The organism is Curtobacterium subtropicum, assembly GCF_030362975.1.
In the GTDB taxonomy this organism is placed as follows: domain Bacteria; phylum Actinomycetota; class Actinomycetes; order Actinomycetales; family Microbacteriaceae; genus Curtobacterium; species Curtobacterium subtropicum.
The window spans coordinates 1-21,691 of sequence record NZ_JAUCMM010000001.1; the positions used below are offsets into that span (position 1 = coordinate 1).

Here is a 21,691-nt window from a genome sequence, read left to right on the forward strand (position 1 = left end):
ATCAATTCAATCCAAAAGGAATTGTCTCCGACCCGGTCAGCAAACCGACCAGGCACGGGGTCAAAATAATTGGCATTGACAATGTGCACGCTGTTGAGTTCTCAAGGACCAGACGCACCCCCCACTCAGCACCACAACGTGGTACCTCATCAGAGGGGCTGGAAGTTCGTTGCCGGGGAAGAACCGCGGCGGACAAGATCCCCAGGTGAACCCGGTGACCGTCTCGGCCGTTCCGTTCTCCGCCTCAGCGGCAACGAGTGATTACTCTACACACGCCCCACCAGCTCGGCCAACCCGCCCACCGCCCGGGCGTGTCGTCCCCCGACTTCCCCGAGAACTCGCGGAGGGCGGGGTACCGACGCCCGCCGATGACGACGGGCGGCACGGAGCTGCCGCACCCCGGGAACGACGGAAGGCACGGTGCGGACCCGCACCGTGCCTCCCCTCCGACCGAAGGGCTGTCCGTCCGTCGACTCAGACGTCCGTCTCGTCGGCCGCGGCCAACTGACCGCAGGCCCCGTCGATCTCCTTGCCGCGGGTGTCGCGCAGCGTCGTCGGGACGCCGGCGGCGTTGAGCCGGCGGACGAACTCGTCCTGCACGTGCGGCTCCGACGAGGTCCAGACCGAACCGGGCGTCGGGTTGAGCGGGATCGGGTTGACGTGCACCCAGCCCTTGCCGCGGGCGTTGAGCTTCTCGGCGAGCAGGTCCGCACGCCACGCGTGGTCGTTCATGTCCTTGATGAGTGCGTACTCGATCGAGACCCGTCGGCCCGTCTTCGCGTAGTACTCGTACGCGGCGTCGATCGCCTCGTCGGCCTTCCACCGCGAGTTCACCGGGATGAGCTCGTCGCGCAGCTCGTCGTCGGGGGCGTGCAGCGACAGCGCAAAGGTGAGCGGGATGTCCTCGTCCGCGAGCTTCTTGATCGCCGGCACCAGGCCGACGGTGGACACCGTGATGCCGCGGGCACTCATCCCGAGGCCGTGCGGCTGCGGGGCGATCATCGTGCGGACCGCCTCGATCACGCGCTTGTAGTTCGCGAGCGGCTCCCCCATGCCCATGAACACGATGTTCGTGACGCGCTCGGCGTCGACGCGGTCCTGCCCGCCCTTACGCGGGTCGCCCCCGAGCTCACCTGCGGCGATCGCGGCGTTCGCACGGACGATCTGCTCGACGATCTCGGCCGTCGACATGTTGCGCGTGAGCCCCGCCTGGCCAGTGGCGCAGAAGGGGCAGTTCATGCCACAGCCGGCCTGCGACGAGACGCAGAGCGTGATGCGCCCGGGGTAGCGCATGAGCACCGACTCGACCAGGGCGCCGTCGTGCAGCTTCCAGAGGAACTTGATCGTGTCGCCCTTGTCCGTCGCCAGGCGTCGGGTCTCGGTGAGGAGCGGCGGCAGCATCCCCGCCACGAGTTCCTCGCGCTGGGCCGCCGGCAGGTCGGTCATCGTCGCCGGGTCCGACGAGTAGTGGGTGAAGTAGTGCGTCGACAGCTGCTTCGCGCGGAAGCCGGGCAGGCCGAGCTCCTTGACCTTCTCGACGCGCTCCTCGACGGTCATGTCGGCGAGGTGCACGGGCGGCTTGCCACGCTTCGGCGACGCGAACTGCAGGAGCGGACGCCCCTCGGAGTCCTGGGCCTGGGTCCACCCCTCGGTGCGCGGGCGCACCTGCGGACGAGCGGAGCGCTGCTCCTCGAAGGGGGTGCGGGTATCGGTGGCCATCACTCCAGTTTACGGGAGGTGCGCAAGCCCGCGGGCTCCCCGACCGGGAGGCACGGATCACCCCCGCAGACAGCGGCCCGCCCGCTGGACGGCCGGGTCACTCCCCCGCGGGCAGGAGCCGCGCGAAGTGGTGCGCGTTCGGGTACACCGGCACGATGTCGACCGGGTCGCCGGGGTGCGGCGCCTGCAGCACGACACCGTCGCCGAGGTAGATGCCGACGTGGTCCTCGTTGTCGAACACCACGAGGTCGCCCGGCAGGGCCTCGGACTGCGGGATCGTCGTGGCCACGGCGTCCTGCGACGGGACGTAGTGCACCAGCGGGATCCCGACGGCCGCGTACGCCACCATCGTCAGACCGGAGCAGTCGATGCCGGAGTGGCTCGCGCCGCCCTCGACGTACGGGTCACCCATGTACTGCAGCGCTGTCGACACGATCGTCGCGCGCTTGCCGCCGGCGGAGAGCACCTTCGAGATGGCGGCCTCGGCCTGCTGCGTGGTGACCCCGTACTTCGTGACGATGGTCGGGTAGGACACGATCGTCGTCGTGGTCGTCATGCCGTCGGTCTGCACGACCGGCACCTCGACGTCGCGGGCGACCGTGAAGGACTGCGCGTCGTACGCGGCGATCGACGACGACGTCGTGCCGTGCGTGGTCTGCGGGGCGGCGTCGGCGGGGACCGCCAGTGTCAGGGACGAGGTGACCGCGATGGCCGGTGCGAGCAGGATCGCCGCGCGCTTGGCGTTCGCGGCGCGGCGGACGTGCCGTGGGTCGGCGGCGCGCTCGGCGCGCAGGGCCGCGGACCGCGAGAGCACGGCGGCGCCGGCGACGGCGGTCGAGGCGACCGGACGCGGTGCGGCGAGCGCGACGGTGCGGGCGGGCTTCGCCGGCTGGACGAAGGAGGATCGGGCGACCGCGGGACCGAGGGCGGCACGACGGCCACGGGGACGACGCGGTGCGGCCGTGTCCGCCACTGCCGGAGCAGCCACGGCGGGACCGGTCGGGGTCGCCGCCGTCCGGGTCGGCGCGGGGGCGACCGCTTCGTGTGCGGTCGACGTGCTGCCGTCGGGGGCTGCGGGCAGGGCGTGACGTCCCATGGTTCCTTCCGGGTCGGCGACAGGGTGATCGACCGACTCGGGAAGATAACGTATTGGTCACGAACCTGTGACCGGCTGGGCAGGGACCCCGGTTCCCTGCGGTTCGTCACAGGCTCGGCGGCTGCGGTCAGCTCCGTGCGAGGTGGTCCCGCACCCGTGCCTGCACGGCGGCGGCGTCGTGGTGGTCCCAGAGCCCGAAGTGCGTGCCGCCCGGCAGGGTGACGAGTTCGACGTCCGGTACGGCGGCGGCGGCGCGGGCGCTGTGCTCCATCGGGACCTCGGTGTCCGCGTCGCCGTGCACCAGGAGCGTCGGCGCGCGGACGGCTGCGAGCTCGAGGTCGTCGACCGCACCGAGCACCCGGACGTCGTTGTCCCACCCGGGTCGGTTGCGACCACCGGCGTTGCCGCTCGACGACAGGTCGAGCAGGACCCGGCGGCGCGGCCGGTCGTGCAGGACGTCCGCGACGTGCGCGGTGAGGGCGCGGCCACGCAGCGAGCTGACGCCGGCCTCGGCAGTGCGGACGACGACGGACGGCAGGAGTCTCGCGGCGAACGCGGCGAGCGCCGCCCCCGGACGCGTGGAGGTGACCAGCCACTCCGCGAAGGACGGTGCGGGCGGTACCCACCGGCCCGAGAGACCGGCGACCACGACGAGCGCGCTGACCCGGTCCGGGTGGCGGACCGCGAACCGGTAGGCGGTCGGACCGCCTCCCGACCAGGCGAGCACCGCCACGCGGTCGATGCCGAGTTCGTCGAGGAGTGCCGCGTACCGATCGGCCTCGTCGTCGAGCGACGGCTGGTCCGGCTCGAGGGTCGTGCCCGCGTAGCCCGGTCGGGCGAGCGTCACGACGCGGAAGCGGTCGGAGGGCAGGAAGCGCGCCATCGCCTCGGCGGCGGCGATGCCGCCCGGTGTGCCGTGCAGGACGAGGACCGGAGCGCCGGCGCCGCGCACGGCGACCGCGATCCCGCCGGTCCGGGTGCTCGGTGACGTCCGCTGCATCCCTGCACGCTACCCAGCGCACCATGGGGCGGTCCGAGGTCGCGCAATGGACGCGCCGAGTGCCTCCCGGTCGACCTGCGGATCCGGACAGCCGACGTGCGGGGGACCGCTCAGCCCGCGTGCGACCAACGTGTCCGCCCCGGTGTCCCCGCCACCGCGATCATCCGTCGCTGCCCCCGCAACGTCTCCCCCGGCGGCTCGCCGAAGCGTGCGGCGTAGTCGCCGGCGAACCGCCCCATGTGCCGGAAGCCGCAGGAGGACGCGACGGCCGCCACCGTGGTCTCGCGTGCGTCCGCGAGCTGGAGCGCGAGCCAGGTCTTCTCGAGCCGGAGGTCCCGCAGGTAGGCGGTCGGCGTCGACTCCTCGTACCGCTGGAAGGTCTCCTGGAGCGTCCGGAGGCTGGTCTCGGCGCCGGCCGCGATCTCGGAGGCGCTGAGCGGGCGGGCGAAGTGCGCGTACATGTAGGCCTTGGCGCGCTCGAGCGTCGCGACGGGCACGTCCGGGACCCCGCCGTCGAGGTCGGGGCGGAACGCCTCGAGGACGGCCTCGGCGAGGCGCAGGTCGAGCGCCGCCCGTGGGCCGTCCACCACGTCGACGTCGAGCATCGGGGCGGCGAGCTCGCGGAGCGTGCGCTGGAGCGGCGCGAGCCGGGCGGACGGGACAGCGGCGGGGAAGGCCAGCGGCACGGGGGCGCCCGTCCCGCCGACCACCGCGACGGCCTCGAGGAAGTCCGCGTCGAGGTGCACCAGGTGCACGGTGCCGGGCGGCGCCGCCACGGTGAAGGGGCGACCCGCCGGGCACATCACCGGGACACCCGGGCCGAGGGTGACGCCGTCCTGCCGGTCCGGGTCGAGCACGACGCCACCCTCGACCGACCACGCCAGCAGGTACTGCCGGCCGGGGGCGAGCACGCCGCCGTGGTGCGCCGAGACCGACGAGGTCCGCAGGCTGACCCGCCCGTCCCCGGTCGAGCGGTAGCGGTAGGAGAAGGGCGTGTCGCCGTCGGGACGGGACCACAGGTCGCGACCGTCGTACACGCTCTCGTGGAGGGCGCGGGCCTCGTCGGGTTCCGTCCCGCTGTGCACGACCTGGCGGACCGAGGTCCGGCGTCGTTCGATCGTCCGGTCCTCGGCGGGCGGGTCCTGGGTCGCGGTGATCACGTGCGGTCGCCGCGGCCGGGCCCGCGGACCCGCGCCAGGTCGGCGAGCGAGGGCGCCGGGGTGCCCTCCGGCACCGCCCAGCCGCGTCGAGCGGCACGGCGGAGGTGGCGGTAGGTGGTGACGCGGACCGGTTCGACCCGCTCGTCTGCCTGGTACGTCGACATGTCGTGCTCCCTGCATCACGACCGCCCGGCGTCCTGCGCCGTCCGGAGCGTCGGGGTGGCGTAGCCCACCCTGGCGGCTCCCGCGTGGCGTGGGCGCCGGACGATCTCGTCGTGCCGGTGACGGTACGCGCCGGTGCGCGGCGCCACGGCCACGGGATGCGCAGACCGCGCACTCTGGACGGAACGTCGTCGGGACCGGGTCCGGTGTGCGACGGACGGGAGGCGCGGGGTGGGCGGCGGCGTGCCTCCCGTCCCTCGGTTGCTCGCGGTGGTCCGCGTTGCCGGTCCGGCAAGGATGCTTGCGGTGTGCGCCGCCGCGCGGTGCACTGGGCGCATGCACGCGCACGACGAGCCTGACCACTCCCCCTCCGCCGTTCCCTCGGACGGCGCTCCCGTGGACGGGACGGCCCGCGAGTGGTGGGAAGCCCGGTACGCGGAGCGGGACGGCATCTGGTCCGGCCGGGTGAACGCCGTGCTCGCCGACGTCGTCGCCGGACTGCCGGCCGGTGGCGGCCGAGCACTCGACCTCGGGTGCGGTGAGGGCGGCGACGTCGTCTGGCTCGCGGAGCAGGGCTGGACCGTGTCCGGCGTCGACCTCTCCCGGACGGCCGTCGAGCGCGGCGAGCGTGCGGCGCAGGCCGCCGGCGTGGCCGAGCGGACGCGGTTCGTCGCCGCCGACCTGGCGACCTGGGCCCCGGGTGCCGACGAGCGGTTCGACCTGGTCACGGCGTCGTTCCTGCAGTCGTGGCCCGTCGAGATCCCGCGCGACGCGATCCTGCACCGGGCGACCGCGGCCGTGGCCCCGGGCGGACACCTGCTCGTCACCGCGCACGCCGCACCGCCGCACCGCGACCTGCCCGAGGAGATGCGGGCGTACCGCTTCCCCACGCCCGAGCAGGACCTCGCGGCACTGCAGCTCGACGGCGGGTGGGACGTGGTGGTGGCCGAGGGACGTCCGCGGTCGAGCACCGGTCCGGACGGGGAGCGGCACGAGACCGTCGACAGCGTGGTGCTCGTGCGGCGACGACTCGGGCAGGTCAGCGCGTAGCGTCGGGCCGGTGAGGACGGACGGCAGCGTGGGGACGGACGGCGCTGCGGGGACGGACGGTAGCGTGGGAGCGGGCGGTGCGCGCTGTGTGCCCGGGTGCCTCGAGGTCGCCGAGGTGCGGGTGGGCGAGGTGCTCGACGGCACGGACCTCCCCCGGGCCTGGGCGCCGCGGCCGTTCGTGCACCCCGTGCGCACCCTGGGTGGCGTGGTGCTGACCGACCGGGGTCCGGACGACCACGCCTGGCACTCGGGCCTCGGCATCGCGTTGCCCGACGTCGACGGCGTCAACTGCTGGGGTGGGCCGACGTACGTGCCGGGTGCGGGCTACCGGTGGCAGGACGACCACGGGTTCGCCACGGTCGAGTCCGGGGGCGTCGAGTCCGGGCCCGTCTCGTCCGCATCCGTGGAGTCCGGGTCCGGGTCCGGGTCCGGGTCCGGGTCCGGGGAGCCTGGTGCGTCGGACCGGTCACGGCTGCGGGTGGGGATCGTCTGGCGCGGCCCGGGCGGTGGTCCGCTGCTCCACGAGGACCGCACGCTCGCCTGGGGTCCGGCGTCCGGTGGGTGGCAGCTCACGTGGACCTCGTCGTTCCGCGCAGCCGGTGACCGACGGGTGGTGCTCGGCAGTCCGGGCAGCCACGGCCGCGCCGGGGCCGGGTACGGCGGCTGGTTCCTGCGCTTCGCGCCCTGCACCGACGTCGTGGTCCGGACACCCGACGGGTCGGGCGAGGACCAGGTGCACGGATCGACCGCGCCCACGATGTCGTGGACCGGGTCCTTCGACGGCGGACGGGCGCGCGTGCTCGTCGAGGCGCAGGACCACCACGACCCGTGGTTCGTGCGGGTCGGCGAGTACCCGGCCGTCGGCTCGGCCCTGGCCTGGGACTCCCCCACCGTCGTCGCACCGGACGAGCCGCTCGTGCGGTCGTTCCGCGTGACGGTGTCTGACGCCTGACGGTCTGCCGCTGCTGCTCGCGTAGCCTCGCGGTGTGTTCCTGATCTTCGGTACCCGTGGCACCGACACCCTGCTCACCGTGGTCCGCTTCGTCTGCGGGGTGTGCGGGGTCCTGGCGGCGCAGCGGGTGGTGCGGCGCACGACGAAGCTCAGCCTGTTCTTCGTCCCGCTGATCCCGCTGTCGCGGTCCCACCGCAACGAGTGCGTGAACTGCGGTGCCGTGACCAGCATCACCGCGGAGCAGGCCGACCGCGCCGTGGCCTGGTCGGGCGACCAGCCGCGCGCCTGACGTCGGCGGGCTGTCGTCCGTGCCGGTCCGCGGTGCGGCTCAGTGGGCGCCGTCGAGCGGGAGCGCGTCGCTCGTCGTGCGCAGCCCCTCCTGGCGGAGCTCGAGCTGCGTGACGGCCAGGGCGGCGAGGTCGCGGAGGTTCGCCAGGTCGGCCTCGGATGCCTCGCGCGCGCGGACGTCGAGCACGGCGAGCGTCCCCACCGCGGTGCCGTCGTGCCGGAGCAGGGGGACGCTCACGTAGAACCGGATGCCGAGCGGCCCGGTGACGAGCGGACTCTGCCGCATCTCCGGGTGCACCGAACCGTCCGGGATCACCACGGGTACCGGAACCGGCGCGAAGCCGCTGCGGAAGCTGATGTTCCGAGCCGCCTCGTCGACGCCCTCGGCGATCCACGACTGCGACCACTCGCGGTCCTCGTCGAGTACGTCGACCAGGGCGATCGGGGCGTCGAAGAGCCGCGCGGCCATGGCGACCGTGCGCTGCAGCGACTCCTCGGGCAGCGCGTCGAGGGTGGCCGGGCGGGACCCGGTCGGTGCCGCACCACCCGGGGCCGCACCGCCGTGGTCCGCGTCGGCCGGGGCGGCGATCGACGGTGCAGCGGTCGCAGCGGCGTCGGTCCTGGCTGCTGGGGCCGCAGTGTCGCCCGCGGCGCTCTCGGTGATCACGACGTCCCGCAGCATCGCGACGAGCTGCGCGCCGAGGGGCCGGTCCGCCGGGTCCTGTGCCGTCATGGCGCGGAGCAGGTGCTTCCAGTGCTCCGGCAGCGGCTCAGGAACGACCGGGTCGCGCGACAACCGGGCGATGGCGGACTCGACGAGCGAGCCCGGGAACTCGCGGCGTCGCGTGAAGCACTGGAGCAGCACGAGGCCGAGCGAGTACACGTCGCTGGCGGGACCGACGTCGCCGCCGCGGGCCTGCTCCGGGCTGAGGTAGGCGGCGGTGCCGGTCGTGACGCCGTCGGCCGTGAGCCGTTCGACCCCGGCGGCGAGGGCGATCCCGAAGTCGGTCAGCCGGGCCCGTGCTCGCTCCGAGCCGGTGCCGTAGTCCACGAGCAGGATGTTCGAGGGCTTGATGTCTCGGTGCACGACGCCGTGCGGGTGGATGTACTCGAGCGCCTCGGCCATGTCGTAGCCGATCTCGGCGATGTGCTTCGCGGAGAGCGGCCCGGCCTCGAGCCGGGCCTCGAGGTCCTGTCCGACGACGAGGGACATCACGAGGAAGCGCCTCGGACCGCTCCCGACGACGTCGACCACCCCGGCGTCGAGCAGCCCGACCAGACCGTGGTGCTCGAGTGCCGCGAGGACGCCGAGCTCGGCCTCCTGCCGGGCCAGGTCGACGGAGCCCGGGTGGAAGAGCTTCACCGCGACCGGACGGTGCAGCACCTCGTCGGTCGCGCGGTACACGACGGACATCCCGCCCCGCCCGATCTCCTGCTCGAGCCGGTAGCGCCCGTCGAGGAGCGGCGCCGCGTCGTCGTGTCCCATGGGTTCCTCGTCGTCCTGTCGGTGGGCAACGATGCATCTTCGCATCCCGTCGCGCGTGCGCGCGGGAAGGCACGTTCCCCGGATGCTCGACGTGTCGGACCCCCGCTACGGTGACATCGTGACCGACTCCACGACCCCGCAGAAGCGACCGTCCGACGCCGAGTGGGAGGCGCGGGTCGCCGCACTCTGGGCCGACGAGACCGTGGACGACCAGGTCCGGATCGAGCGGATGCGGCTGCTCGCCGCCGAGGCGCCCCACCCGGCCCTCGGCGCTTTCGAGCTCGGCGGTGCGCACGACTCCGGCGGCCGCGAGGCCGAGGCGCACGAGCACTACGCGGCAGCGACGGCTTCCGGGTTGGCGGACGTGGACCCGGACCGTGCCGCGCAGCTCGTGGTGCAGCACGCGTCGACGCTCCGGAACCTCGGTCGCACCGACGATGCGATCGCGATGCTGCGCGACGCTCCCCTGCATCCCGCGACGGGCGCGGCGCCGCGCGTCTTCCTCGCACTCGCCCTGCACAGCGCAGGTCGGGTGGACGAAGCGCTGCGCGTCGCGATCGAGGCAGTCGAGCCGACGCTCCCCCGGTACAACCGTTCGGTCCGCGCCTACGCCGCCGCGCTCACGGATCCTGATCAACGGGACTGAGGACGCCCCGCTCGGCCTGGAAACTGCCCGCGATTGTGCCGTAGCCCGATGGCGACGGAACAATCACGATCTGATGTTTGATGTTTCTCAGATCAACCGCCACAGTGGACCTCACCGCACCACTCGCGGAAGGAATGAGGAACACATGCCCGGTCCCACGAAGACATCACGGCGGACCTGGTGGCGAGTCGGCGTCGCTGCCCTTGCAATCGCCTTCGTCTCCTCCGTCTCGACAGTCAGTCTCGAGAACAGGAGGGAACAATGCCCGTCGGACGCCTGAGGGTGACCCTGCTCTGCATCGGCGCGTTCCTCGCGGGCGCGGGGACGACCCTCGCGCTCGTCGGCGCCTTCGCCATCCCGCCGGGAACGAGTCGATCGACCCACGTGACGGTCGCCGCCCTCCCCGTGGTGATGCTCGGACTGGCACTCCTCCTCGGAGCGCTGCTGCTCGACCGTGCTCGTGCTCGACGTGGCTCGTCACCCGGCCGCAGCTCCGTCGTGACGGACGGGCACACCCCCGACCGTCCGCGCTGACCGATCAGGACGGATCGATGACGGACGGGCGCGCCCGCTCGGCGGCAACGCGGAGCGTTGCGCGGGGCGCGCCGACCGAGTTTGCGAGGGAGGACGGTGCCAGCTGGCACCGCGCCTCCCGTCCGTCGGTCGGTCCGCGCTCAGCGCGAGGCGGCCTTCTCGATCTTCTTGCGGAGCTTGGCGCGCTGCTTCCGCGCGTGCGGGTCGTTCCAGGCCTTGCGGATGGTCTCGGCGGTGGTGGTCTTCTTGACGACCGGACGGTTCGACCGGGAGCCGATCCAGATGCCGACCAGGGCGATGAGCCCGATGACGATGATGCGGTTGCGCATGCTGTTCTCCTTCTCGCGGTGTGGCGTGACCCGGGAGGGTCAGCCGGTGATGCGTCGACGGCCGCCGACGCGGACGATCAAACCGGCGACGAGTGCGCCGACGATCGGCGCCACGATGAACACCCAGAGCTGCGCGAGCGGCGTGGCCCCACCGTAGACCGCGGCCGCGATGGAGCGTGCGGGGTTCACGGAGGTGTTGCTCACCGGGATGCTCACCAGGTGGATCAGGGTCAGGGTGAGGCCGATGCCGATCGGGGCGACGGCCTGGTACTCCTGCTTGGCGGTGATCGACAGGATCACGGCGAGGAACACCCCGGTGAGCACCGCCTCGGTCAGGAAGACCGAGCCGAGGCCGTAGCCGCCCGGACTGGCACTGCCGTACCCGTTCGACGCGAAGCCGGCGTCGTGCGCAGCCTGGAACGCGCCGGTCTTGCCCGACAGCACGATCGCGATGATGCTCGTCGCGGCCAGACCGCCGAGGACCTGGGAGACGATGTAGCCGGCGACGTGCTTCACGTCGGTGCGTCCGGCGGCGAGCAGTCCGAGGGTGACGGCCGGGTTGAAGTGTCCGCCGGAGATGTGCCCGACGGCGGAGATGCCGGCGACGAGCGTCAGACCGAACGCGAGGGCGACGCCGAGGAACCCGACGCCGGACTGGTTGTCGGTGTCGCTCGGGAAGTTCGCGGCGAAGAGCGCCGTGCCGACGCCGCCGAGCACCAGCAGGAACGTGCCGAAGAACTCGGAGAGGTAGCGGGCGAGCGGCGACCAGTCGGAGGCGTCCTCACGACGCTGCTCCGAGGTCGACGCGCTGACGGGTTCGTTGTTCCGGGCCATGGGTGCCTCCTTCAGGCGTGTGCGGACGGGAGGCTCGGGTCGCCTCCCGGGATCGTCTGCGGCCGTGCGGACGGCCGCCTCCGGGCATGGGTCGGCCGGGGGACGTCGGGCGTCCCCCGGCCGGTGGTGGTGCTGGTGGTGCGGTGGTGTTGGTGGTCGCGTTACTGGACGCGGGTGGTGCGTGCCAGTGCGGTGCGGGTGCCGCCGGTGAGGTGGACCAGGACCGGGATCTGCCGGCCGAGGGTGGCATCCAGGGTGCTCAGGGCGTGATCGACGGCGTCGAGGACGGTGACCGCGTCCCCACCACGGCGGACGTGGACCTTGATCCGCGCCGCGCGGGTCTGCTTCACCAGGTACGTGTCGACCTTGGAGCCGACGATGTCGTGGATGCCGGTGAGTTCGTGGTCGATGACGTCCCGGACGAGGGCGACGTTGACGGTGACCTGGTCGTCGCCGGAGCGTTCCCGGACGGCGACACTGGTGCCGCCGCCACCGCGGGTGAACACCACGACCAACGCGAGGACGATGACCACCGCGCAGACGGCGGCGATGATCCACAGTGCGGTGTCGGGGACGCTGACCTGCTCCGGCAGGGTCACGACCTGCCCGAGGGCGTCGCGGACGGGTTGCAGGACACCGGCGCCGATGACCGCGCCGACGATGATGCTGATCAGGCCGATCAGGAACAGCAGGACCCGGTTGAAGCCGCGGTTGGTGGTGGTCATGCCAGGGTTCCCTTCTGTTCCACGGTGACCTTCACGGACGAGCCGTGCTTGCCGCCGAGCCGTCCGAGCCGGTCCTGGACCGCCTGTTCCACGACATGGCGGTCGACGGGGATCCCGGACAGGGGCACCACGTGCACCTCGGTGTGGTGGCCCCTGGCGGAGGCACTGGTGTTGGACTCCGGGACGCCTGCTGCCAGGGCGGCGGCGTTCTGTGCGGTGGAGGCCAGGATGCGGGTGTCGATCACGACCGCGCCGCGGTCCCGGTCGATCCCGGACCGGGGCTGCCGGCCGGGCCCCACCGCCAACACGATCAGGATGATGCCGAGGATCACCAGGACGGCGGCGATGACCTCGGCGATGGTCGTGAACGCCGCGTCGGGCTTCAGGGCGGTGTCGGCCACGGTCTGCGGGTCCGCCAGCAGCGGCCGCTGCCCGATGGCCTTCAGGACCGCTTCGGTGCCGATCCACGCCGCGAGCAGCGCCACGATGATCAGGGTGATCGCCAGGGCGGTGGACCGGGACCGGTGGATGCTGCGACGACGCAGCCGCTTCTCGAGCTGTTCGGTGCTCATGATGGCTCCTCCTACCGGACCCGGCCCTCGTGCTCACGCACGATCCCGGTCAGTTCGATGTGGGTCCGACCCACGTGACGTCCCGACAACTGGCCGACCCTGCGGCCCACGGCATCGGCGGCCGCAGTGGCCGCCCCGACGATGTCGGCTTGTTCGCGCACGGGTCCCGTGACGTCGAGGGCGATGGACCCCCGGTCGTCGTCGAGCCCCACGCGCAGGCGCTTCGCGGGCACGCCGAGCTGCTCGGCTGCGGCGGCCCGCGCCAGCGCCGTCAACGCTCGTGAGGTGATCTCGACGCGGCCCGGGACGGCAGTCGCGTCGACTCCTACCGGGCCGGCGCTCACCGGGAGCTCCGGCGTCCGGTCAGCACGTCGGTCAGGGCGCCGCGGTCGATCTTGCCCGAGGAGATCGCGGCCACGAGGGCACCGATCAGACCGAACACGATCACCAGCACGAAGCCCCAGAACCCGAACTGCAGTGCCACGACGGCGAGGATGGCGCCGATCAGCGCGCCGACGAGTGTGTTACTCAACGCGCGACTCCTTCTTGTCCTCGTTGTCGTCGTCGTCACCCGGGATGTAGACGTCCTGGACGGTGACGTTGACCTCGGCGACCTCCATGCCGACGATCTGCTGCAGGGCACGGGCGACCGACGAACGGACACCGTCGGCGACCTGCTGCAGCGAGACCGGGTACTCGGCCACGATCGTCACGTCGGCAGCGACCTGCTTCTCGCCGACCTCGACCTTGACGCCCTGGCCGTAGTCACGCTGGCCGATCGCGTCGCGGATCGCGCCGATGGCACGGGCAGCGCCGTTGCCGAGCGAGTGCACGCCGTTGACCTCGCGGGCGGCGATGCCGGCGACCTTCGACACGACGGTGTCGTCGATCGTGGTCTTGCCCGAGGTCGCGCCGGACGCGTGGGTGCCGGTCGAGCGGGTCGCGGCCGAGGTGGTCGCGGGGGTGGTCGTGGTGGTGTCAGCCATTGGTTGCTCCCTTCGAGTGCCCGCCGGGACTCGTTCCCAGCGGATGCTGTTCACGGATGAGACGGGCTGACACCGAGGTTCGTCACGTCCCCCGTTCCACATCGAGCGTTTCCCCAGGGAACGGGCATCAGGGGCCGTTCTTGTACCCCGATCGGCGCTCCGGAAGGGCGTTGTGGTGCGCAACCGGACAGCGCCGGTGCGCTCCGGTCGCCGAGCGCACAGCCGCACGACGACGCAGACGCACCACCATGCAGACGCACCGCGACGACGGACGGGAGGCGCGGCACCGGACCGGTGCCGCGCCTCCCGTCCGTCAGGATCGCGTCGTGCGTCGTGCGTCGTGCGTCGTGCGTCGTTCGTCGGGTCAGTGGATGCGGAGCTGCGCGACCATCGGGCAGAAGAAGGGGTCGCGGGCGCTGAGACCCACGCGGTTCAGGTAGCGCACCACGATGCCGTACGAGCGCAACAGCGTCGTCTCGGTGTACGGCACGTCGAGGGTGTCGCAGTGGTCCCGTACCAGCAGACGGGCCTGCTTCAGGGCCGGACGCGGCATCGAGGGGAACAGGTGGTGCTCGACCTGGTAGTTCAGGCCGCCCATCAGGAACGACACCCACCACCCTCCGCGGATGTTGCGCGAGGTCCGGACCTGGCGCGAGAAGAAGTCGACCTTCGCGTCGTGCGCGATCGTCGGCATGCCCTTGTGGTTCGGGGCGAACGACGCGCCCATCATCACGCCGAACACGGCGAGCTGCACGCCGAGGAAGGCGCACGCCATCCCGAACGGCAGGAACCAGAAGACCACCGTCAGGTAGATGCCGAAGCGGGCGAGGAGCATGCCGCCCTCGAGCCAGCGGTGCCGGACGTCGGCCTTCGTGCCGGAGCCCGTGACGATCGACGTCACGGCGTAGCGGTGCAGGTTGAGGCCCTCGAGTGTGAGCAGCGGGAAGAACAGCCACCCCTGGAAGCGCAGGAAGGTGCGCATCAGCGGGCCCTTCGCCGCCGCAGCGTCCTCGGGCAGGAACCGGATGCCGTCGGGGGCGATGTCCGGGTCCTTCCCGAGGGTGTTCGGGTTGCCGTGGTGGCGAGTGTGCTTGTTCATCCACCACGAGTAGCTCAGGCCGACCAGGAACGTGCCGAGCCACCGCCCGGCGTGGTCGTTCCACTTCTGCGAGGCGAAGACCTGCCGGTGTGCGGCCTCGTGCGACAGGAATGCGAACTGGGTGAAGATGACGCCGAGCGCACCGGCCACGATCAACTGGAACCACGAGTCACCGAGGAACGCGAACGCGACCCAGGCCAGCGCGAGTCCCACGACCAGGCTGCCGAACAGGGACCAGTAGAAGCCGGTGCGTCGGCGGAGCAGGCCGTGGTCCTTGACCTGGGCGAGCAGCGCCGAGTAGGTGGAGGTGCCGGAGCGGCTGCCCGGACCGGGACGGGTCCGGGTGAAACCGGGGGCGAGCGGGGTGGTCGTCATCGAGGACCGACCTTCTGTGGTGAGCGATCCTTCGACCGGTCCGGAGAGTTCACGCATCCGCGCTTCCGAGGACCGTAGGTCACGGAACCGGGAGAACGCCTGGACAGTGCGTGACCATCCGGGGAACGCACGCCCTGGCGGACGGGAGGTGCGGAGCGGCCCCGCCACGTGGACCGGCGGCTGGTCGTCGAGTGTCCCCGGATGGCGGCCATCGTTGCGGTTTCGAGACGGTCCGTCGGTCCGGGGCGTGCGAGCCTCATCGCATCGGAGCACACGAGCGGACGGAGCAGTCGGTGGACCGAGCGATCGCGTGGATCGTGCTGGCGCTCGTCACGGCAGTGCCGGCGGTGCTCCTCGCCGTCACGGAGGTGACCTCGTGTGCCGATGCGGCACCGGGCATGGGGCCGAGCTGGTGCACGAGCGGACCTGTGCTGGGGGTCACGGGCTCGTGGGTGGCCGGTACGGTCGCCGCGGCCGTCGTCGTGGTCGCGGTCGTCCAGGTCGTGGGTGCCGTCCGCTCGGTTCCGGCCGCAGAGGGCTGACAGCCCGGTTGCAGCCGGCCGTTGCGGCCGCGCCCGGGCCGGACGATCAGCCGTTCCAGGCGTCCAACAGCGCGCGCTCCAGGTCGGTGCGGTCCGCTCCCCGTTCCTCGCCCTCGCGCAGTGGCGTGTCCGTCAGCTGCCCGTCGCGGAGGATCAGGTCGGTGGTGCCGCCGGTGCCGCGGTCGGCGAGACGGACGTGCAGCCCGCTGCCCTCCGGCAGCACCGGTCGCACGGCCGCGACGAACGCCGGTACCTGCCCCGCGTCGGTCAGTGTCGCTGCGACCGACTGGTTCGTGCTGAACTGCTCCGACGACGCCGGCAGGAACGCCCGAAGCGCCGTGCCGACCTGGATCGACGCACCAAGCATCGCCGGAGAGCCGTCCACCGACAGACGAGAGGAGTCGTCCGCAGCGTCCCGGTCAGCGCCAACGGCCCCGTTCGGGGTGTCGGCCTTCGGTCCGACCCGGATCGACGTCACCGGGTCAGCCGGAGCAGCGACGGCGAGCGCCGTCGCCGTCGCGAGGACCGCGTCCGGGTCGGCGACCGTCACGTCGACCAGGGTCGGCGTGAGCGACACCGCGGTGACGCCCGGCCGGACGGCGACCGCCGCGAGTCGGTCCGCCTCGGCGTAGTCGTCGGCGTCGGGCAGGTCGTCGTCACCCTGGGGCTCGTCCTTCGTGACGATGCCGCCGTCCACGATGACCTGCGCGTCCGGTGCCGCCTGCTGCGCGATCGCGGTCGCGTCCCTGATGTCGCCGAGGTCCGCCAGGTGCATCAGGAGCCGGCCCGGCGTGACGGAGGCATGGGTCACCTCGTGCGCGGCGCGCACGCGCTCGTACGCGGTGATCTCCGGTGTCGGGTCGCCGACGGTGTCGTCAGTCCCGGCGACGTCGTTCGCGATCCGCAGGTCCGGCGTCTGGTACGAGGGGAGGTCGTCCGGCTGGTCCGCCGACCAGGACGCCGTCGTCGAGGCCGTGTCCCAGCGAGACGACGTGGCGGCCTTCCGGACGGCATCCCAACCGGACACCAGGTCGTCGGCCTCGCGGACGGTGAGCGCGATGCGGCCTCCACCGGTACCGGAGGCGGACGGGGCGTCCACGTCGCCACCGAGCCAGCGGTCGTCGCCGCGGAGCCGATCGACGACGGCGAGCAGCTCGTCGTTCTCAGACGCCCGTGCCTTCAGGGAGAACCCGAACCCGTCGGCCTCCATCGAGCCGCGGTACGTCGTGCCGGGACCAGACTCGTTGTGGAGCCACCGTCCGACCTCGTGGGTGACCCGCCGCAGGTCGGCGCCGGACAGGTCGTCGTCTGCGGTCACGATGACGAACGCCTGTCCGGCGAACGGCAGGTTGTTCGTCGCTGTTCCGCTGACGGAGTGCACACCGTCGACCGCGGACAGCTCACGCTCGGCACGGTCGAGGCCCGCGGTCCCCGCATCGAGGTGCGCCGAGCAGCCGGTCGGCAGCAGGAGCGCGGTCAACGTGGCCGCCGTGAGCGCGGCGGATCGTGTGCGTCGTCTCCCCCAGAGCATGGCGGGAGCGTAACGCAGCGGCCTGCCGCCGCGCTGCGCCGATTGCCTCGGCCCTCGCCCCTATCCCCCGGAGCGGGCGGTGTCAGGTCCTGGGGAGCGGTGGCCGCTGCGTCCTCATCGACGCAGTCGCTCGCTCTGCGAACACCGCAGCGGCCGCGGTCGGGATCCGCTCGAGCGCACCGTCGTGGCGCTCCTCGAGGTGCACGAGACCCATCCGCCGCAGGTACGGCGCTTTCCGCGTACTCGAAGCCCGCCGGGCGACCACGTCCGGCGGGAGCTCAAACTCCTCCACGTTCCGTCCGCCGGCTGCGTACGACCAGTCCACGAAGTCGAAGAGCGGCCACCAGGTGAACCCGCGGACGTCGACCCCGTCCGCGGCGAGGGCCTGCACGGTCTCGGCAGCGTCCTGCACCCAGGCCGACCGGACGTCGTCGTCGCCCTCGATGGAGGTCTCGGTCACGAGCATCGGGAGACCGTACCGGCGCTCGAACCGGCGGAGGCTGTCCGCGAGCCCGTCCGTCCACCGGTCGTGCGCGTGCTGGACCACCCGGTCGCCCTCGAGCACCAGACGTCGCGGTGACAGGTCCGGGTAGTAGTTCACGCCGAGCAGGTCGATCGTGACCGCCCCGTCCACCAGGTCCCGCAACGCCGCCGGCGTCGCCCCTTGGTCGACGAGCCAGGCGTGCGCGGGGTGCTCCGCTGTGACGCGACCGAGCACCAGATCGGTCGGGACGGACCCGAGCAGGTCGAGCAGCGCCGCCTCGACGACCACCTCGGCCGCATCGCCGGTCGGTTCGACCAGGGTGCTCGCCTCGACGTGCACGATCACGGCCCTCGGGTTCGCCGCCCGGACGGCGCGGACGGTGCGTTGGATGCCGGCGACGATGCCGAGCACCACGCAGGTCCACCCGTCCCAGCCGGACAGTCCCGGCGGCCAGACGCCCCGGAGCCCCGCGAAGGACGCCGTGGTGATCGGTTCGTTGAGCGGGGTGACGTGGTCGACGACACCGGCGTACCGCTCGGCGAAGGCGCCGGCGAACTCGGCGATCGCGTCCGGGTACCGCGGGTCGGCGAACGAGTCGTCGAGCCAGGTGGGGGTGCCGTAGTGGACGAGGTCCGCGATCACCGTCACGCCGTCGGCCGCCGCGTGCGGCAGCCGTTCGTCGAGCACCGACCAGTCGAACCGCCCGGGACCGAGGTGCACCCGGGGCCAGTCCACGCCGTAGCGGAGCGCGGTGGCGCCGAGGTGACGGACGGTGTCGAGGTCGGCGCGCCACGCGTCGTCGTGCCCGGTGAGCCGGTGCTCGTCGAGCGGCGCCATCGCGAAGCGCGCGGGCGGGTAGACGCAGGTGTCCTCGATGCCGAGGGCCCAGGCGAACGACCCGTGGCTGAAGGGTTCCGCTCCCGCCGTCCCGGTCACGTCAGCGCCGGTCACTTCAGCCCCGAGGTGGCGACGCCGGCGACGAAGTACTTCTGCGCGAAGAAGAACCCGATCGCGATCGGCAGCAGCGAGATCACCGCGCCGGCGAGGAGCACGGCGTGGTCGGTGACGTGCGCACCTCCGAACAGCGTGAGTCCGGCCGGGAGCGTGAGCATGTCGTTCGAGGTGCTCACGACGAGGGGCCAGAGCAGGTCGTTCCAGAGCGCCATGCCATTGAGCACGGCGACGGTCGCGATGGCGGGCTTCGCCAGCGGCAGGATCACCTGCCAGTAGATCCGCCAGTGCCCGGCGCCGTCGATGCGCGCCGCCTCGTCGAGCTCGGGCGGGATGTCGATGAAGAACTGCCGGAACAGGAAGATCCCGAACGCACTCGTCGCCCGCGGGATGATGAGCCCCTGGTACGTGTTGAGCCACCCGAGGTGGAACAGCTCGACGAACACCGGGATGAGCGTCACCTGGAACGGCACCATGAGCGTCGCGATGACGAGCACGAACGCCACGTTCCGCCCGACGAACCGCATGCGCGCCAGCGCGTACGCGCACATCGAGTCGAAGAGCAGCGTCAGCACCGTGGTCACGACCGTGAAGACGAAGGAGTTGAGCAGCAGCCGGAGGAACGGCAGCTGCGACCACACCCCCTGGTAGCCGTGGAGCGTGATGCTCGTCGGGAACAGCGAGGCCGGGTGGCCGAACAGGTCGGCCTCGGACCGGAAGGACCCGCTCACCATCCAGACGAACGGGACGAGCGCGACCACCAGCCCGACGCCGAGGTACACCCACTTGAGCACGGAGCCGGTGACGACGAGGCCGCTCCGACGACCGTGTCGCCGGGTGCGTCGGTCGTTGTCCGGCCGGGAGGCACGGTGCGGCTCCGCCACGGGCGGTCGCCGGGTGAGCGCGTCAGTCGACATCGTCGTAGCGGAACAGTCGGAGCTGCAGGAGCGAGATGAGCATGATGATCACGAAGAGGACCCAGGAGATGGCCGACGCGTAGCCGGTCTGGTAGTTGACGAAGCCGTCGCGGTAGAGCAGGTTCACGAGCGTGTCGGTGGCGAACACGGGTCCGCCGCCGGTCATCACGTAGACGAGGTCGAAGACCTGGAACGACTGGATCGTCAGGATCATCGACGTGAAGAGCAGGGTCGGTCGGATGCTCGGCAGGGTGATCCGCCAGACGGTCTGCCAGCGGTTCGCACCGTCGAGGTCCGCTGCCTCGTAGCGCTCGGCGGGGACGCCCTTGAGCCCGGCGATGAAGAGGATCATCGCGAAGCCGATGCTCTTCCAGACCGACACCAGGATCACGGTCGGCAGGGCGAGCGACGTCGACTGGAGCCAGGCGACGCTCGGGAGCCCGAACAGTGCGGTCAGGCCGCCGACGAGCCCGATGTCCGGGTCGAGCAGGAACTTCCAGACCAGGCCGATCGTGACGAGCGACACGATCGTCGGGAAGAAGAACACCGACCGGACGATCCGGTTGAGCAGGGTGTCCCGTTGGAGCAGCAGCGCCGCGACGAAGCCGAGCACGACGAGCAGCACGACGGAGACGACGGTGTACTCGAGCGTCACCCGGAGCGCGTTCCAGAACTGCGGGTCGCGGGACAGCTGCACGTAGTTGCCGAACCCGACGAACTGCTGCGTCGCCGCGCCGACCGTCCAGTCGAAGAACGAGTACCAGAGCGACCGAAGGATCGGGAACAGGACGAACACGCCGAGGATGAGCAGCGACGGTGCCATGAAGAGCCAGGCCGGCTGGAAGCGGCGCGCTCGGCGGCGGGTGGGACGCGCCTCCCGGCCGGTCCCGGAGCCGGTGGCCCCGTCGCGCACGCCGCGTGACGGGGCCGACCCGGTGAGCTGGTCGGTCACTTGCTGCAGCCCGTCAGGCCGTCGATGGTCGACGCGGCCTCCTTCGTCGCGTCGGCGACCGACGTGCCGCGGGTGATCTTGCCGATCATCGGGACGTAGGCGTCGGAGTCGACCTTGGTGGCGTTCTCGACGTGCGGCAGGTACAGGCGGGCATCGCCGACCTGGCTGGCGAAGACGGACACGGTCGGGTCGGCCGTGAGCTCGGCGTCGTCCGACAGGTCGGTGCGGAGCGGCGGGAAGCCGGTCTGCAGCGAGAACTTCTGCTGCGCGGTCTTCGACGTCCAGTAGGCCAGGAACTGCTGGGCCTGCTCCGGGTACTTCGTCTTCGCCGAGATCGACAGCGGCGCGATGGACCCGAGGGTGCTCGACTTGCCGTCCACGCCGACCGGCACCTTCACGATGCCGAGGTCGATGCCGGCGCTCTTGTACCCGGACGCGGCCCACGGCCCGTTGATCTCCATCGCGGCCTTGCCGGCGGAGAACAGCGAGTCCGCCTCGGCACCGGTGAGGCCGACCGGGCTGACCCCGTCCTTCGCCACCAGGTCGCCCCAGGCCTCCAGGCCCTGCTGCGAGGCCTTCGTCTGGACGGCGCTGCACCCCTTGCTCGTGACGATGTCGCCGCCCTCGAGCCACTGCAGCACCGGCCACATCTGGATGGTCTGGTTGTCGGCGAGCGCGATGCCGTACTTCCCACCGGTGGTCAGCTGCTTCGCGTCGGCCGCCAGCTCCTGCACCGTCGTCGGCGGGCTCGCGATGCCGGCGTCCTGGAAGAGCTTCTTGTTGTAGTACAGGCTCAGCGTGGCGAAGTTGGCGGGGACGCCGTAGAGCTTGCCGTCGTAGGTGAACTCGTCGACGGTGCCGGGGGCGAACTGCGACGTGTTGATCTTGCCGTCCCCGCTCCCGGTCATCGTGATCGGGAGCACCGAGTTCGTCTTCACGTACTGCGCGACGGCGTTCGGGTCGGAGCTGACCGCCGCGACGTCCGGACCCTGGCCGGTCAGCCACGCCGAGGGCAGCTTCTGCTGGATGGTGTCCCACGGTTGGACGGTCATGTCGACCTTGATGTCGGGGTGGACCTTCTCGAAGTCCTTGACGATCGTGGCGTAGCCGGGGCGGTCGCCGCCGGTGAAGCCGGTCCAGACCTTGAGGGTGACCGGGCCGTCGGTGCTCGCGGTTCCGCCGGCCGAGCAGCCGGTCAGGACGAGGGCGAGCGCGGCGGCTCCGGAGACGACCGCGAGGGTCGTGCGCGTGTGCTTCATCGTTGTAACGCTCCTTTGCGTTGCAGTGGTGCGCGGGTCGGT

General features: G+C 71.9%; 25 protein-coding genes. 6 read left to right on the forward strand and 19 right to left on the reverse strand.

Features of this window, described 5'->3' with window-relative positions; genetic code table 11:
• Positions 1–474 precede the first annotated feature (474 nt).
• The 5 genes from rlmN to QUG98_RS00025 all read right to left on the reverse strand — a co-directional run bounded on the left by rlmN (position 475) and on the right by QUG98_RS00025 (position 5,139).
• A complete protein-coding gene (rlmN, locus tag QUG98_RS00005) occupies positions 475–1,719 on the reverse strand; it encodes a dual-specificity RNA methyltransferase RlmN (protein WP_058728071.1) in 1,245 nt (414 codons plus the stop codon).
• A 97-nt stretch (positions 1,720–1,816) separates the two neighbouring features.
• A complete protein-coding gene (locus QUG98_RS00010) occupies positions 1,817–2,815 on the reverse strand; it encodes a C40 family peptidase (protein WP_289468633.1) in 999 nt (332 codons plus the stop codon).
• Positions 2,816–2,942: 127 nt separating this feature from the next.
• The gene (locus QUG98_RS00015; protein ID WP_289468634.1) at positions 2,943–3,815 is read right to left on the reverse strand and encodes an alpha/beta fold hydrolase; all 873 of its coding nucleotides are present in this window, start codon (positions 3,813–3,815) and stop codon (positions 2,943–2,945) included.
• 110 nt (positions 3,816–3,925) lie between these two features.
• The gene (locus tag QUG98_RS00020) at positions 3,926–4,975 is read right to left on the reverse strand and encodes an AraC family transcriptional regulator (RefSeq protein ID WP_289468635.1); all 1,050 of its coding nucleotides are present in this window, start codon (positions 4,973–4,975) and stop codon (positions 3,926–3,928) included.
• On the reverse strand, positions 4,972–5,139 hold the full coding sequence (locus QUG98_RS00025) for a hypothetical protein (protein WP_161968855.1): 168 nt from the start codon (positions 5,137–5,139) through the stop codon (positions 4,972–4,974). The genes QUG98_RS00020 and QUG98_RS00025 overlap by 4 nt, the downstream gene beginning before the upstream one ends.
• A 334-nt stretch (positions 5,140–5,473) precedes the next feature.
• Between QUG98_RS00025 and QUG98_RS00030 the strand changes: the two genes are divergently transcribed.
• From QUG98_RS00030 to QUG98_RS00040, 3 genes are read left to right on the forward strand one after another with little or no spacing between them, the layout of a single operon-like run.
• Positions 5,474–6,187: a class I SAM-dependent methyltransferase gene (locus QUG98_RS00030; RefSeq protein WP_289468636.1), complete on the forward strand. Its 714-nt coding sequence runs from the start codon at positions 5,474–5,476 to the stop codon at positions 6,185–6,187.
• Between the two features lie 10 nt (positions 6,188–6,197).
• Complete coding sequence (locus QUG98_RS00035) at positions 6,198–7,139, forward strand: DUF6807 family protein (protein ID WP_289468637.1); 942 nt, start codon at positions 6,198–6,200, stop codon at positions 7,137–7,139.
• Between the two features lie 34 nt (positions 7,140–7,173).
• Positions 7,174–7,428: a hypothetical protein gene (locus QUG98_RS00040; protein ID WP_058750438.1), complete on the forward strand. Its 255-nt coding sequence runs from the start codon at positions 7,174–7,176 to the stop codon at positions 7,426–7,428.
• A 39-nt stretch (positions 7,429–7,467) separates the two neighbouring features.
• Here QUG98_RS00040 and QUG98_RS00045 read toward each other — a convergent pair whose 3' ends face one another.
• On the reverse strand, positions 7,468–8,913 hold the full coding sequence (locus tag QUG98_RS00045) for a protein kinase domain-containing protein (protein WP_289468638.1): 1,446 nt from the start codon (positions 8,911–8,913) through the stop codon (positions 7,468–7,470).
• A gap of 118 nt (positions 8,914–9,031) precedes the next feature.
• Between QUG98_RS00045 and QUG98_RS00050 the strand changes: the two genes are divergently transcribed.
• Both QUG98_RS00050 and QUG98_RS00055 read left to right on the forward strand, forming a co-directional pair.
• Entirely contained in the window at positions 9,032–9,559 is a 528-nt protein-coding gene (locus tag QUG98_RS00050; protein ID WP_289468639.1) for a tetratricopeptide repeat protein, read from the forward strand.
• A 261-nt stretch (positions 9,560–9,820) separates the two neighbouring features.
• Positions 9,821–10,093, forward strand: coding sequence for a hypothetical protein (locus QUG98_RS00055; RefSeq protein WP_289468640.1), 273 nt, complete (start codon positions 9,821–9,823; stop codon positions 10,091–10,093).
• A gap of 140 nt (positions 10,094–10,233) precedes the next feature.
• On the opposite strand, the gene QUG98_RS00060 is transcribed toward QUG98_RS00055, so the two are convergent.
• The 8 genes from QUG98_RS00060 to QUG98_RS00095 form a co-directional block, all read right to left on the reverse strand.
• Positions 10,234–10,422 carry a hypothetical protein gene (locus tag QUG98_RS00060; protein WP_058750437.1) on the reverse strand — a complete coding sequence of 63 codons (189 nt, stop codon included), beginning with the start codon at positions 10,420–10,422 and terminating at the stop codon, positions 10,234–10,236.
• A gap of 39 nt (positions 10,423–10,461) precedes the next feature.
• Complete coding sequence (gene aqpZ / locus QUG98_RS00065; RefSeq protein ID WP_289468641.1) at positions 10,462–11,256, reverse strand: aquaporin Z; 795 nt, start codon at positions 11,254–11,256, stop codon at positions 10,462–10,464.
• A 161-nt stretch (positions 11,257–11,417) separates the two neighbouring features.
• On the reverse strand, positions 11,418–11,981 hold the full coding sequence (locus QUG98_RS00070) for a hypothetical protein (RefSeq protein ID WP_289468642.1): 564 nt from the start codon (positions 11,979–11,981) through the stop codon (positions 11,418–11,420).
• On the reverse strand, positions 11,978–12,553 hold the full coding sequence (locus QUG98_RS00075; RefSeq protein ID WP_289468643.1) for an Asp23/Gls24 family envelope stress response protein: 576 nt from the start codon (positions 12,551–12,553) through the stop codon (positions 11,978–11,980). The genes QUG98_RS00070 and QUG98_RS00075 overlap by 4 nt, the downstream gene beginning before the upstream one ends.
• Before the next feature lie 11 nt (positions 12,554–12,564).
• Positions 12,565–12,897 carry a hypothetical protein gene (locus QUG98_RS00080; protein ID WP_137766939.1) on the reverse strand — a complete coding sequence of 111 codons (333 nt, stop codon included), beginning with the start codon at positions 12,895–12,897 and terminating at the stop codon, positions 12,565–12,567.
• Positions 12,894–13,085, reverse strand: a complete 192-nt coding sequence (locus QUG98_RS00085; RefSeq protein ID WP_289468644.1) for a DUF2273 domain-containing protein — start codon at positions 13,083–13,085, stop codon at positions 12,894–12,896. The genes QUG98_RS00080 and QUG98_RS00085 overlap by 4 nt, the downstream gene beginning before the upstream one ends.
• The gene (locus tag QUG98_RS00090) at positions 13,078–13,539 is read right to left on the reverse strand and encodes an Asp23/Gls24 family envelope stress response protein (protein WP_289468645.1); all 462 of its coding nucleotides are present in this window, start codon (positions 13,537–13,539) and stop codon (positions 13,078–13,080) included. Before QUG98_RS00090 ends, QUG98_RS00085 begins: the two co-directional genes overlap by 8 nt.
• A gap of 364 nt (positions 13,540–13,903) precedes the next feature.
• A complete protein-coding gene (locus QUG98_RS00095) occupies positions 13,904–15,013 on the reverse strand; it encodes a fatty acid desaturase family protein (RefSeq protein ID WP_289469172.1) in 1,110 nt (369 codons plus the stop codon).
• A gap of 293 nt (positions 15,014–15,306) precedes the next feature.
• Here QUG98_RS00095 and QUG98_RS00100 point away from each other — a divergent pair, with 293 nt between their 5' ends.
• Positions 15,307–15,555 (forward strand): hypothetical protein, encoded by a 249-nt coding sequence (locus tag QUG98_RS00100; RefSeq protein ID WP_289468646.1) that lies wholly within the window; start codon positions 15,307–15,309, stop codon positions 15,553–15,555.
• A 46-nt stretch (positions 15,556–15,601) separates the two neighbouring features.
• Here QUG98_RS00100 and QUG98_RS00105 read toward each other — a convergent pair whose 3' ends face one another.
• The 5 genes from QUG98_RS00105 to QUG98_RS00125 form a co-directional block, all read right to left on the reverse strand.
• Positions 15,602–17,086 carry a hypothetical protein gene (locus QUG98_RS00105; RefSeq protein ID WP_289468647.1) on the reverse strand — a complete coding sequence of 495 codons (1,485 nt, stop codon included), beginning with the start codon at positions 17,084–17,086 and terminating at the stop codon, positions 15,602–15,604.
• 82 nt (positions 17,087–17,168) lie between these two features.
• Positions 17,169–18,521, reverse strand: a complete 1,353-nt coding sequence (locus tag QUG98_RS00110) for a family 1 glycosylhydrolase (protein ID WP_289468648.1) — start codon at positions 18,519–18,521, stop codon at positions 17,169–17,171.
• A complete protein-coding gene (locus QUG98_RS00115) occupies positions 18,518–19,438 on the reverse strand; it encodes a carbohydrate ABC transporter permease (RefSeq protein WP_289468649.1) in 921 nt (306 codons plus the stop codon). Before QUG98_RS00115 ends, QUG98_RS00110 begins: the two co-directional genes overlap by 4 nt.
• Complete coding sequence (locus QUG98_RS00120) at positions 19,428–20,390, reverse strand: carbohydrate ABC transporter permease (protein ID WP_289468650.1); 963 nt, start codon at positions 20,388–20,390, stop codon at positions 19,428–19,430. The genes QUG98_RS00115 and QUG98_RS00120 overlap by 11 nt, the downstream gene beginning before the upstream one ends.
• Positions 20,387–21,649, reverse strand: coding sequence for a sugar ABC transporter substrate-binding protein (locus QUG98_RS00125; RefSeq protein WP_289468651.1), 1,263 nt, complete (start codon positions 21,647–21,649; stop codon positions 20,387–20,389). Before QUG98_RS00125 ends, QUG98_RS00120 begins: the two co-directional genes overlap by 4 nt.
• Between the last annotated feature and the right edge of the window lie 42 nt (positions 21,650–21,691).

Bases quoted from the DNA above. Each gene is read 5' to 3' on its own strand.
- rlmN (WP_058728071.1), bottom strand. From the start codon at position 1,719: ATGGCCACCGATACCCGCACCCCCTTCGAGGAGCAGCGCTCCGCTCGT.
- QUG98_RS00010 (WP_289468633.1), bottom strand. From the start codon at position 2,815: ATGGGACGTCACGCCCTGCCCGCAGCCCCCGACGGCAGCACGTCGACC.
- QUG98_RS00015 (WP_289468634.1), bottom strand. From the start codon at position 3,815: ATGCAGCGGACGTCACCGAGCACCCGGACCGGCGGGATCGCGGTCGCC.
- QUG98_RS00025 (WP_161968855.1), bottom strand. From the start codon at position 5,139: ATGTCGACGTACCAGGCAGACGAGCGGGTCGAACCGGTCCGCGTCACC.
- QUG98_RS00030 (WP_289468636.1), top strand. From the start codon at position 5,474: ATGCACGCGCACGACGAGCCTGACCACTCCCCCTCCGCCGTTCCCTCG.
- QUG98_RS00045 (WP_289468638.1), bottom strand. From the start codon at position 8,913: ATGGGACACGACGACGCGGCGCCGCTCCTCGACGGGCGCTACCGGCTC.
- QUG98_RS00055 (WP_289468640.1), top strand. From the start codon at position 9,821: ATGCCCGTCGGACGCCTGAGGGTGACCCTGCTCTGCATCGGCGCGTTC.
- QUG98_RS00060 (WP_058750437.1), bottom strand. From the start codon at position 10,422: ATGCGCAACCGCATCATCGTCATCGGGCTCATCGCCCTGGTCGGCATC.
- aqpZ (WP_289468641.1), bottom strand. From the start codon at position 11,256: ATGGCCCGGAACAACGAACCCGTCAGCGCGTCGACCTCGGAGCAGCGT.
- QUG98_RS00070 (WP_289468642.1), bottom strand. From the start codon at position 11,981: ATGACCACCACCAACCGCGGCTTCAACCGGGTCCTGCTGTTCCTGATC.
- QUG98_RS00075 (WP_289468643.1), bottom strand. From the start codon at position 12,553: ATGAGCACCGAACAGCTCGAGAAGCGGCTGCGTCGTCGCAGCATCCAC.
- QUG98_RS00090 (WP_289468645.1), bottom strand. From the start codon at position 13,539: ATGGCTGACACCACCACGACCACCCCCGCGACCACCTCGGCCGCGACC.
- QUG98_RS00095 (WP_289469172.1), bottom strand. From the start codon at position 15,013: ATGACGACCACCCCGCTCGCCCCCGGTTTCACCCGGACCCGTCCCGGT.
- QUG98_RS00105 (WP_289468647.1), bottom strand. From the start codon at position 17,086: ATGCTCTGGGGGAGACGACGCACACGATCCGCCGCGCTCACGGCGGCC.
- QUG98_RS00115 (WP_289468649.1), bottom strand. From the start codon at position 19,438: ATGTCGACTGACGCGCTCACCCGGCGACCGCCCGTGGCGGAGCCGCAC.
- QUG98_RS00125 (WP_289468651.1), bottom strand. From the start codon at position 21,649: ATGAAGCACACGCGCACGACCCTCGCGGTCGTCTCCGGAGCCGCCGCG.